Source organism: Tolypothrix tenuis PCC 7101, assembly GCF_963874875.1.
Classification (GTDB): domain Bacteria; phylum Cyanobacteriota; class Cyanobacteriia; order Cyanobacteriales; family Nostocaceae; genus Aulosira; species Aulosira tenue.
The window spans coordinates 4225396-4238104 of record NZ_CAWNJS010000001.1 but is presented as its reverse complement, the minus strand read 5'-3'; the positions used below and the strand labels follow the sequence as shown (position 1 = coordinate 4238104).

Annotated in this window: 6 protein-coding genes; all 6 read right to left on the bottom strand. The window is 41.1% G+C overall.

What is annotated here, in order from left to right; genetic code table 11:
* Positions 1-72: 72 nt before the first annotated feature.
* Positions 73-795, bottom strand: coding sequence for a pyridoxine 5'-phosphate synthase (locus AACU25_RS17235; RefSeq protein WP_096583841.1), 723 nt, complete (start codon positions 793-795; stop codon positions 73-75).
* A gap of 252 nt (positions 796-1047) precedes the next feature.
* On the bottom strand, positions 1048-2256 hold the full coding sequence (locus AACU25_RS17230; protein WP_096577620.1) for a glycosyltransferase family protein: 1209 nt from the start codon (positions 2254-2256) through the stop codon (positions 1048-1050).
* A 722-nt stretch (positions 2257-2978) separates the two neighbouring features.
* Positions 2979-4190, bottom strand: a complete 1212-nt coding sequence (locus tag AACU25_RS17225) for a glycosyltransferase family protein (protein ID WP_190445636.1) — start codon at positions 4188-4190, stop codon at positions 2979-2981.
* A gap of 812 nt (positions 4191-5002) precedes the next feature.
* Positions 5003-8506: a PAS domain S-box protein gene (locus AACU25_RS17220; protein ID WP_422641109.1), complete on the bottom strand. Its 3504-nt coding sequence runs from the start codon at positions 8504-8506 to the stop codon at positions 5003-5005.
* Between the two features lie 213 nt (positions 8507-8719).
* Complete coding sequence (locus AACU25_RS17215) at positions 8720-11185, bottom strand: response regulator (RefSeq protein ID WP_096577616.1); 2466 nt, start codon at positions 11183-11185, stop codon at positions 8720-8722.
* 1089 nt (positions 11186-12274) lie between these two features.
* Positions 12275-12709, bottom strand: a 435-nt coding sequence (locus tag AACU25_RS17210; protein WP_339382040.1) for a tetratricopeptide repeat protein, incomplete at its 5' end; no start/stop codon positions are given.

Sequence of the window (12709 nt, the reverse complement as noted above, 5' to 3'; positions counted from 1 at the left end):
CAGGACTCAGCACTTTTAACTCAGCACTCTTCATAGTTAACTGTTAGCTGTTAACTGTTGACTGTTCACCGTTTACAGTTCTCCTCGGATAGCTTGCTTCATCTCACGCACAGCTCTTTCTAAACCTACCAAAGCTGCTCTACTAATAATGGTGTGACCAATGTTGAGTTCTTCCATCCCTGGCAGAATCGCCACAGGATAAACGTTCCAGTAGGTCAGTCCATGACCAGCGTTAACGCGCAATCCTGCTTGAATTGCTTGCTCGCACCCTTTAGCTAACACGGCTAACTCTCGCTGGCGGCTTGTTTCATCGGTAGCCTCAGCGTATTGCCCAGTATGCAGTTCTATGAACTTCGCTTTTACTTTGGCAGATGCTGCAATTTGTGAAGGTTCGGCATCGATAAATAAACTTACTGGAATGCTAGCACTCTGCAATTTATCAACTATCTCACCTATTTTAGTAATTTGCCCAACAATATCTAAACCACCTTCTGTGGTTACTTCTTCCCGTTTTTCTGGTACTAAAGTTACATAATCTGGTTTGATATCGAGGGCTATTCCTAGCATTTCCTCGGTAGCAGCCATTTCTAAATTTAAGTGCGTTCTCACTGTTTGCCGTAAAAGTCGCACATCCCTATCTTGTATATGCCGTCTATCTTCCCGCAGATGTACAGTAATCCCATCTGCACCCCCCAATTCTGCCAACACTGCTGCTGCTACGGGGTCAGGTTCCACCGTTCGCCGTGCTTGTCGAATAGTCGCAATGTGGTCAATGTTTACGCCGAGTGTAGACACCCCTAATTTCTCCCGATCCACAGTCTTTAGGATCTTGATTTTACAGGAAAAGGGGGGATGGGGCATTGGGCATGGGGCATTTGTCATTGGTCATTAGTCATTTGGTAATGGGTAATTGAGATTTCTCCTCATCTCCCTCATCCCCAATCCCCAATCCCCAGTCCCCAGTCCCCAGTCCCCAGTCCCCAGTCCCCAATCCCCAGTCCCTAGTCCCCAGTCCCCAATCCCCAGTCCCCAATCCCCAATCCCCTACTAACGAACCAATGATGTATCAGACAGATGAATCTGATTAGCTAGGTTTTTTAACTCAGCTTCTCTGGATAACATGATTTCGCTAGGCTGAACATCAATTGCTTCAAAGATTGTTCGTAAGCGATGTACCCAATCATGTCGCAGTAGGGAGTTGACAACATTTTCTTTTCTAATTTTGGTTAAGCGATCGCTCTGAGCATCTAAGTCAGTTATAATTTCACCGATGTCAGGAGAATCAAAGGGAATTTTGATAATTGCATCCGGCCAATCAAAATATTTGTAAAATTCGTCTATTGTTGGTGGTTCGCCAATCATGACTGCACCAGCAGCAGCACCCTCAAAGAAACGAGAACCAAACTCTTGGTTAATTTTTGCTGTGTTCAGTTCGTTCACTCGTGAGCGATTAGCAAAGAAATAGCGGCTTCTCTTAATTAAATTAGCTAATAAACTGCGGTGTTCTTGGTGATTGTTAACAGCAAATGTTTGTTGTTTAGCGGCATTTTTGGTGCCCGAAGCTTTGATTGTATCGTAGTAATAAAAGATGGGTTGGTGTTGTGCAAATTCTAATAGGGCTTTATGGGTTACCGATGAACGACGACCCAAATAGCAAACATCAATACTACGATAAGGTAATACAGGATAGGGACTGAATTTTAATGTATCAATCCCAGGTGGTAGATAGGTACAAGGACGACCTGTAATTTTAGCCACTGCCTCTGTACAATTTTTAGTACCAAGAAAAATATGGTCGAAATCCTTTAAGAACTCAAAGAAGTAGTTATTGGATGGCTTGAGATAAGATTCCCAGCATTCAACTATATAACAAACAGACTTCTTACATTTTTGCTGCCAGTTTTTGAACGAATGCAAGGCAAATAGTTCAAAGGGTGAATTAAATATGGGAAAAAATAGTTCATATTCTTGCTCAAGCAAGTATGGATGATTCGCTGGAACAAGTAACTCAGCCAATTGCTTGGAGTTAGTTAAATACTTAGCTAGTTTGTAGATTTTTCTTAAGATACCGTCGTTAGCACTCAATGGTTGAACCATATCAACAGCATCGGTATCATATAGTACATCTTCAAATTCATATAAGGTACAAAAAGCCACTAAGTTAGCCAGTTCACGCATTGATACTAACAAAATGCGTGATTTTTCATTAGAAAAAGAATTAAATTTAGGTTTTATTAAATATTTATTGTTGGTCATGATATTACCCTGATTTAATAAAGTGTTTTACAGCAAGCTACTTGTCGCTAGTAAATTGTTTCTTTTCCCAAATTTAGGATTTTTATGATTGAAAATTGAATTTTGAAATGTGATTTTTGACTTTCACAAGCTTTGAGGAACTTCTTATATCAAAACACGTAATCTACAGTTAGAAACTAAAGAATTATGAAATTTGAGAACCTAGTAGAGCCAGAATAAATTTTAATTATATCTATACACTACTATCTAAAAATAGACAAGGAGTAAGAGAATGTCAGTAATTTAGAAAAACTTATAGGTTAGTTGCTAATCTTTTGCTGAAAAGCTTTTTAAAATTTAATCAAATAATGTTTGCGAAACATCAATATATTCTAGAGGTCACAGCATTGCTGTCTCCCTACTGTTGCATTCTTGATTTTAAATTGCTATGTTTTCAATCATAAATATCAATCAGCCGAATATTTTATAAAATATTAGGACTTACGCAAGTGTCATATTTTTTTCGTTTATGTTTGTCCAGGGTCAAATGTCAAGAGTCCAAAAAACCTAAATTTTTGACCCTTGACTCTTGACTCTTGACTCTTATGCCAGAGGATCACTGTGCCAGTTGCGTAAGTCCTGAATATAATTTGATTCTGCAAAAATAAAATGGGAAAAGTTTCAATTTACTTTCCCCATACACAAGGCACTTAAAATGGCTTGTACAAAATAATCATGAGTTTCTAATTAACTAATGATGCATTTGATGTGTGCTGGATTTCATAAGCTAGTTTCTTTAACTTAGCTTCTCTAGCTAACATGATTTGGCTAGGTTTAACATCTATTGTCTCAAATACTGTGCGTAAGCGATATACCCAGTCGTGTCGGAGTAATGTATTGACAACATTATCTCTGCTAATTCTTGCCAAGCGCTCAGGCTGTGAATCCAAATCAGAAATAATCTCGCCAATTTCTGGAGCATCAAAGGGAACTTTGATAATTGCATCCGGCCAATCAAAATGTTTGTAGAATTCCTCTGTCATTGGTGGATCACCAATGAGGACTGCACCAGCAGCCGCACCCTCAAAGAAGCGTGGGCCAAACTCTTGTTTATTTTTTGTCGCTTCTGCTTCGTTAATGCGTGCGCGGTTAGCAAAGAAATAACGGCTTCTCTTGTTTAAATTAGCAAACAAAATGCGGTGTTCTCGGGCATTATTCACCGCAAATGTTTGTTGTTTAGCCGCATTTTTAGTTCCGGAGACTTTGATTGTATCGTAGTAATAAAAAATTTGTTGCTGTTGTGCATACTCTAATAGAGCTTGATGAGTTACAGGTGAACGCCGACCCAAATAGGAAACATCAATACTGCGGTGAGGTAACTGTGGATATGGACAGAATTTTAATGTATCAATCCCAGGTGGTAGATAGCTACAAGGACGACCTGTAATTTTAGCAACTGCTTCAACTGAATTTTTATTGCCGAGAAAAATATGGTCGAAATCTTTTAAATATTCCAGAAAATAGAGACTGGATGGCTGAAGATATGTTTCCCAAAATTCATCTATATAACAAACTGCTTGGCTACATTTTTGTCGCCAATTTTTAAACGCGTGTAGTGCGAAAAGTTCAAAGGGAGAATTAAATACTGGAAAAAACAATTCATACTCTTGTTCAATAAAGTATGGATTAGTTCCCGGTACTAAGAAATTTGCTAATTTTTTAGAATTAGTTAAATACTTAGCTAATTTGTAGATTTTTCTAACGATACCATCATCTGTACTCAAAGGTGTGAGCATATCAGCAGCATCAGCATCGCAGATGACATCTTCAAATTCATATAAGCTACAAAACCCTACTAACTTAGCAACTTCACGCATTGATACTATCAAAATGCGTGATTGATTATGGGAAATAGAATGTAGCTTGGGTGTCATCAAATATTTTTCTTGACTCATGTTCATACCTTAATTAAATCCAGGAATAGATAAAGTGATTTGTTATAGCTTGCGATTGTTGCCAGAGCTATGTACACAATTGATGTGAAATTTCAGTATTAATTATGAATTGGAGAGATGAACATAAAAAAGCTGCCAATTACTATTCATTGAAAGCGGCGGGAAACTCCATCCCCTTGTGGGTGGAGAGGGATAGCCGCCCCGCCGCTTGGGGCATAGGGCATAGGGCATTGGTATTTTCTTTCCCCTGACGGCAGTTTGCACAATACTGGAAACCAGCAACGCACTGCCTCCCCTATGCCCAATTCCCAATGCCCAAAAACTCCATCACCTTGTGGGTGGAGTTTTTCATTGGGAATTAGTAATCAGCATTTTGGCATTAGGGAGAAGAAAACCAATGATGTACATAGAGAAATATAGAAGCACCTAGACACCCTAAAGAGGAATCAGCTGATGACGTTTGTTACCTAAGCATAAGAGTTTCAGGGAAAATCCCCGATACTGTCATGACTAATCAATAAAACGTTTGTTTGTATTTTTATTGATTACTAATTTAGACAATTCATGATTAATACTTAAATTTGATGAAAATTTATCATGTACCAGAGCAATATCCCAGTATTTTTACGAAGGTTAATGTATTCTTAATAGATAATTTATCTGGTCTTTATAAAAAATGATTTACGTTTGGTTAGATACCCTAAATACCCTTAAAAAGGGGAATCAGGGAGGATCGAAACTTTACGGGGCTAAGTTATAAGACTTGGTGTACACCTTAGGCCGCAGAGGGAGTAGGGGAGAGAATTTTCGGCTTAAATTTTGAATTCTCCGGAGGGGCTAACTTGGCTATTGCTACCAATCATGCGGTTGAGTAAGTTAATCACTCGCTGTTCAAATTCCTGGGGAGTAATGCGCCCTTTAGTGAGGAAGAGGGTTTGCCCTAACTTTAAGCGATCGCGATCGCTATCATCTAAATCGCGTGCTGTGTACACAACTAAAGGCACGTGACATAGGCGTTGATGTTGTCGTAGCCAATCGACTACGGCAAAACCGTCATTTTCTGGCAATCCCAAATCCAGTACTAATAAGTCAGGGATGATGTTCTGGCTGACTTGAATAGCTTCTTTTCCGGTTTGGGCATAAAAGGTGAGGATGTTGTGACGATTGAATAAAGCAATCAATACCTGTGCCAAATCTGTGTCGTCTTCAATAATCAAAACTTTGATTGATTGATTTTGGCTAGCGGTAGCTTTTTCTAAGGCTTGGTACAACAACTTGCTAGTGGGAGGTTTGACAATCCAGTCGCTAATGTTGTGTGGCAGACTTTTATGAGCATCGGGTAACAAACCACTGAGAATAATCACCGGGATGTTTTGGGTGTGTGGCTGCTGTTTGAGAATCGCTAGGGTTTCCCAACCGTTCATATCTGGCATCATCAAGTTGAGAATAATTGCATCAGGATGATGCAATTTTGCCTGTTCTACAGCTTCTTGTCCTGATGCAGCTGCTAAGACGCGATAACCCTGTCGTTCTAGCATGGTTTGCACGACAACCCGCACTGAGGGGTCATCGTCACACTCAATTACTAAAGGGAGAACAGCGAATTTATTCTCTGTTGGAAGTAAAGATGGATTGATATTTTTGCGATCGCCTGTGTTTTCTGGTTCTATAGTTTCTGTGTCATCTTTTGAGGCAATAGGCAAGGTAAAGAAGAATGTGCTGCCTTCTCCTAAGGTACTTTCAACGCAAATTTGCCCTTGATGATGCTGCAAAATACTGCGACAAATAGCTAAACCTAAACCTGTACCGCCTTTTTGGCGGGAGTCTGAGGCATCAACTTGTCCAAAACGCTCAAAAATCGATTCTAGTTTCTCTGCTGGGATACCTCGACCTTGGTCTTTAACTTTGAACAAAATTTGTTTGCTGGAGGGTGCTGCTTTCTCGGCTGTAATTTCCGCACTCAATGAAACCGTAGAACCCTCAGGGGAAAATTTAATCGCATTGCTGAGTAAGTTGGTGAAAACTTGAATAATGCGGTCTGGATCAGCCCAAAGGGGCGCGGATAGGGGATAAACTGCTAATTTTACCCCTGCTTGCTCTGCCATTTCCTCTACTGTTTCTATTGATTGATTCATCAAATCGGCAGCATCGCAGTGTTCCGGAGTCATTTGTACCTTACCAGACTCAATGCGCTCGATATCGAGGATGTCATTAATTAGACGTACTAGCCTATCGGTATTACTCGCCGCAATATTTAACATCCGTTGCGCTTCTTCTGGTTGGGTTTGCAGCACTCCACCTGCTAATAAATCTAATGCACCGGAAATAGAAGTGAGGGGTGTTCGCAATTCATGGCTAACTATCGAGACAAATTCATCTTTGAGGCGATCAATTTCGCGGCGATCGCTAATGTCTTTCATAAAGCAATAATGGCCGATGAATTGCTGTTGGCGATCATAGGCTGTGACCATCACTACTTGTTTATCAAAAACTGTTTTATCTTTCCGCACGCCTCTAGCTTCCGCTTCCACTTTGCCATTAACTAGCATTTGTTGGTACGCAACCCGCAATTTTTCTGCATCTTCTGGATGGACAGTCAATAGCCAGTCCACACCAATCATTTCCTCTGGCTGATAACCAGCCATGTTGGCATAAGCGGGATTGACCTTGATATAACGTCCTTCCTTATCTAACTGTGAGATACCTTCTACTGCGCTTGTTAGGGCTGTGCTGAGGTGGCGAAGTTCTTCTTCAGCGCGCTTGCGTTCGGTAATATCGTTATTAATTTCCAGAGTTCTCTCTGGTTTACCTTGTTCATCGCGCTGTAACGCCCAACTACTCGACACCACAATAGGAGTACCATCACGTTTAGTATGTACGAGTTCACCTGACCAACGTCCGGTTTGCAAAAGTTCGGCTTCAATTTCGGCTAGCGGTTGGGGAAATTGAGTTTGCAAGAAATCATGAGAAATTTTGCCGATCGCTTCTTGTTTCGTCCAACCGTACATCTCCTCTGCACCACGATTCCAAAAGTCAATCTCACCGTTGAAATTGCGAACCATGATGCAGTCGTGAGTCAAGTCCAGGAGAAATGCTTGTTTTTGTAATTCTTCCTCTGCTGATTTGCGATCGCTAATATCTTCAACTACGTAAGAAAATCGTTGACGACCACTGCAATCGCTATTAATTGCTGAAACTGTCGCTGACAGCCATTTTTTAGCGGTGGGAGTCTCGTGAGTATATTCAAAGCGAACGGGAGCATGGGTGTGTTCAGCTTCCCGATATTTCTCAATCCATTGGTTGATATACTCTTGCGGCGCACCCATTTCGCTGGCTAGCCGATTCTGCATTGCGGCTGGTGTTAGTCCATAAAAGTTCGCGGCTGCTAGGTTATCAGAAATATGCAAGACATCATGATCCACAATTTCCACAATTCCCATCAGCATTGAGGCGCTATTAAAGAAGCTGCGGAGGGTGGCTTCACTTTGACTGAGAGCTTCTTCAGTGCGTTTGCGATCGCTAATATTTGTAATAGTGCCAATAAAATTTGTAAATTCTCCTTGACTTCCCGCCTCCGGTACTGCTTGAGTTAACACCCAAACAGTTTTACCCTGGGGATTGCGAAAACGATGCTCGCATTTAAAGGGTAAGTTTTGCTGTGTAGTTTCTTGCCATTGCCTAATCACGCGATCGCGGTCTTCTGGATGCAATGATTCTATCCAGCCTTTTCCCAGCGCCTTTTCTAAAGAAGCACCCATAATCTGACAGGCTAGCTCATTCATAAAAGTGCAGTTTCCAGCAGCATCGGTACGGAAAATGCCCACTGGTGCGGTTTGAGCTAAAGTTACATACTGATATTCGCTTTGGCGCAAAGCCTCCTCAAGCCTTTGATATTCGCTGATTTGCTGCTGCAATTTTTGATTAGCTGCTTCTAACTCAGTTTTACTAGGTTTTTCTAGGGATTTGGGCAATAATTTTAATAGCGCTACAAAAGTATAAATTGAAATTATTGCAGTAAGGGCTTTCTGAACCCCAAATACCCAATAATTTGCATCCCAAAATGTCCAAACTGCCATCAGATGAGTTGTGCCACAAACCGCTAGAAACGCTCCAAACAACAGCAACAGATTTTTTGCAGGCGAATCTTGGCGCTGATTCCCGAAATAGACCAATATCGCAGAAATCGCATAATACCCCAGAGAAATTAAGCAATCAGATAACAAATGTAACCATATCAACCCTTGATTGCCGAAATGGTAATTTAACTGAGATATAAAGCTTATAGATGTAAAAAAAATATCTAATAATTCAAACATATAGCATCCTACCTTAACAATAAGGGGAGACGGAGTAAGGCAGGGGGGCAGGGAGCAGGGGAGAAATAATTAATGACAAACCCCAAACACCCAATTACCCATTACTCATTACTCATTACCCATTACTCATTACCCATTACTCATTACCCATTACTCATTACCCATTACTCATTACTCATTACTCATTACTCATTACCCATTACCCATTCCCCATTACCCATTCCCCATTCCCCGATCCGCCGCCTGATAAAGCGCTTGCAGATTAGCACCATCTTGAGGATACTCAACTACGGCTGTACGGAAGGTAACGTGAAACTTTTGGCTATTAGCACCCGTGAATTCAATTTGGCGTAGCCTTTTGAGCAGTTCCAAAAGCCGCCGTTCTCCATCAGTTTTGGTCATTCCTGCCATTCCCACCACAAATTCTGTACCTCCCCAACGACCAACTACATCTTGAGTGTGGAAAGTTTGTCGTAACAGTTCCCCTAGTTGGGATAACACGCGATCGCCTACTGCATGACCATGCTTGTGATTAATTTCTTTGAGGCTGTCTAGCTCCACAATAGCGAAGCAAAGCGGTTGTTGGTGGCGATCGCTTAATTGCAGATACCAATTTAAATCCTGAGTAGATTTACGCCGATTCGCTACCTGGGTTAGTCCATCCAATTCTGCGAGATTGCGTAGCCAGCGCGATCGCTCTAAACGATTTAGTATCCTCGTAATTAGTTCTGGTTCAACAATGGGTTTGCTGATGTAGTCATCGGCACCTGCGGCGAAGACCTGCTGTCTAGTTTTGGTATCGTTATGAGCAGTCAAAAACAAGATGGGCAGCCCACTCCATTGGGGATCATTCCTCACAACTTGGCATAGTTCTATACCGCTAATCTCTGGAATTTCCACATCTAAAATCAACAGATCTGGTTGAGCAGCTGCGATCGCTTCCAAAAACCGCAAGGGGTTCTCTAAGGTGTAAACCTTCATTCCCCAAGGCACGAGTAAGGTTTGCAGAGCAGCTAAGATATGGGGATCGTCATCGACAACCATCACCTTTGCTGCTGTAGGGCGAGTGCGCTGTAATATTTGATTTACTGTTTCTAATACTTGGATAGGGGAAACAGGCTTTTGTAAAATCCCGCTACCACCCAAGCGCGCCACTTTGACCCGGTCAAGCAAACTATCTTTATCTGTTAAAACTATCACTGGTATTGAGGAGTTACTAGCATTGAGTTCTGCTAGTAAAGCGAGATTAGTTTCTGAGGTGTCAGTGCTGCCAAGGTCGAGTAATACGACATCTGGGGAATATTCAGCAATCAATTCTCTAGCGGAGGAAATGGGCGATCGCGCAGTTTGTGCGAAGCGTACTTGTATGCCCCAAATATCAGTCTCTTTGGCTAAAGCTTCAGTTAATTTGCGATCGCGATTCACAACCAACAGTAAGGGGCGTTGATTGAAAGCGGTGGGAAACTCGATTTTCTTGTGGGTGGAAACAGACAATCGCCCCGCCGCTTCGGGCATAGGGGATGGGGCATTGGTAATTTCTTCGCTATGCCCAAAAACACCATTTCCTTGTACGGGATGTTCTGGCTGCGACTCCTGCTTATACTCAGAATTTAACAGTTGCAATTCTTGACGCAACGCCGCCACAAATTGCGATAGCTGCTGTATTACCTGCGGCTCAAGCGGAGTCTGAATTTCCCACAGAGATTCTATTTCTCGCGCTAACTGAGAACCTTCATCAGAACCAAACATCCCCATAGATCCAGCTAGCTTATGAGCTTCCATTCTCGCGCTAGCTCGCATTTCCTCACTAAGTTGACCTTGTTGCAAAAGCGTTAAGGCTTGCTCATTCGTCGCCACTCGTTCTTCAAGTTTCTGCGCTACTGCTTCCCAGACTTTGCTCACCCCAGTCGCTACCTGATTTTGTTGTGGTACAGGCGAGGGAGATGAGGAGGTTAATTTGGTTTTTCCTAATCCCTTGGCTTTTTTATCTTGGTCTACATTCTTTTGTTCTGGCTTGAGTTTATAGCCAATGCCATAAACTGTCTCAATAGGCTCGTCTGCAACTCCTGCTGCTTTCAGTTTTTGCCGTAAACCTTTGATGTGGGATCTGACAGTATCATCTGTAGGCGGTTCTTCAAATGACCATTGATGATCTATTAAGGCACTACAGCTAAAAATTCGCTGACTATTGCGAAGAAAAAGCTCAAGCAAGCCGTATTCTTTGGGAGTCAAATGCACAAGTTTTCCATCACAGGTGACTTCGCAACTGCTGGGATCTAAGCGCAAATTTTTCCACTCTAAAAGCGGCGGTAAAGTAGAACCACCCCGACGTAATAAAGCACGAATACGGGCTAATAATTCCTGAAAATCAAAAGGCTTGGCAACATAATCATCTGCACCTGCATCCAAACCCATGACTTTATTTACACTATTATCTTGGGCGGTTAATAAAAGAACAGGTGTTTGATTACCGTTTGCACGTAATCTCTGACAGAAATTAATGCCGTTCAGCTTGGGTAACATCACATCTAGCAGAATTAAGTCATAGGTAAATAACTCTGCCAAATCCCAACCTTCTTGCCCATCTTTGGCAACATCAACAGCATAGTGTTGAGTTGTCAAAGATTTAGCAAGTGGTTCTGCGATCGCTTCATCATCTTCAACTAATAAAATTCTCATGGCGGCTCATAACCGCAAATTATAGTAACGCACGAAAAGCTTTGGCGCTGATGCGTTACGCTATCGCTAACGCATCCTACCTGAAATTCAAATCAAATATGAGTCCTATATTAAAGATGAAAAACTATATAGCAATATTAGTAGTAGTTGTAAAATTACTTGTTGAGTTAGGGAACAGGAAATAATAATTTATAAATCTAGCCTATTTTATACAACTGATTGAGAACTGCTATATAAACCGCCTTAACCTGAAAAACAGTAGTTTATTGTAATTTAGATTAATTTTCTGAACTCATGCCGCGACAAGATAATCTACTGCAATCACAAATTACAGGTTTAAAAAGCTATCGGTTTAAAAGTTTTTCAAAATGGATACTGTCAGCCTAGCTTAATTTAAACTGTGTTTTCAGTTGTTTTGATAAATATCAAGATTACTCCTTTTGCGAATAAATACTTTTAACAGCTTATGTGCTAAAAAATCTAGATTTGTGTGATTATTGGCATAAATGTGTGATTATTAGCATAAATAGTAAGATTATCTGCCAAAAATAAATCTATTTTTAGCACTTATTATCAGAATATTGATATTGGTATCGCAAATACTTCAGCCAAAAGATAGATTTTGATTCTTAATTCATTGTTAAAAATCAAAAAATAATAAAAACTGTAAATAATAAGATTCAGATTTTGTGCTGGTAGCGGCTGTCTTGAATGTCAAGTGCATCGCTTGACTTTTAAGACAGTCGATATAATTATCTTTAACACCAAGTTTATTCAATTTTGAGAGAGCATCGCCTTCATAACTCCATCATTCCACCTCAGAGCAGGAAACTTCGAGCTAAAAACAGCAATGTTCTCGTTTGCAACAGGAAACTTCGAGTTCTGAACACGGAACTTCGAGCTAAAAACAGCAATGTTCTCATTTGGAACAGGAAGCTTCGAGTTCTGAACACAAAACTTCGAGCTAAAAACAGGAACGTTCTCGTTTGCAACAGGAAACTTCAAGTTCTGAACACGGAACTCGGAGATAAAAGCTTGATTGATGCGGTTGAGAACTTGAATTTTTACAGTGATGAAGCAAATGCTATTTTAAAGATATGCTTGCTTTAAGAAAATAGCATAATTGCTTCGTACTATTATTGTTGAAGGATGACCCACTCCTAAACTACGCTCACAAATATCCAAAGCTTGCACATACAAAGGTTCAGCTTCGCTGTATCTTCCTTGGGAACGATAGAGTTGCGCCAGATTGTTGAGGCTAGTAGCAACATCTGGATGTGATCCCCCCAAGCTGCGTCGCGTTAGTTCTAAAGCTTGCACATACAAAGGTTCGGCTTCGCTGTATCTACCTTGGGAATCGTAGAGTCCCGCCAGATTGTTGAGGCTATTAGCAACATCTGGATGTGATTCCCCCAAGCTGCGTCGCCTGAGTGATAAAGCTTGCACATACAAAGGTTCGGCTTCGCTGTATCTGCCTTGGGATTTGTAGAGTTGCGCCAGATTGTTGAGGCTATTAGCAACATC

Bases quoted from the DNA above. Each gene is read 5' to 3' on its own strand.
- AACU25_RS17230 (WP_096577620.1), bottom strand. From the start codon at position 2,256: ATGACCAACAATAAATATTTAATAAAACCTAAATTTAATTCTTTTTCT.
- AACU25_RS17225 (WP_190445636.1), bottom strand. From the start codon at position 4,190: ATGAGTCAAGAAAAATATTTGATGACACCCAAGCTACATTCTATTTCC.
- AACU25_RS17220 (WP_422641109.1), bottom strand. From the start codon at position 8,506: ATGTTTGAATTATTAGATATTTTTTTTACATCTATAAGCTTTATATCT.
- AACU25_RS17215 (WP_096577616.1), bottom strand. From the start codon at position 11,185: ATGAGAATTTTATTAGTTGAAGATGATGAAGCGATCGCAGAACCACTT.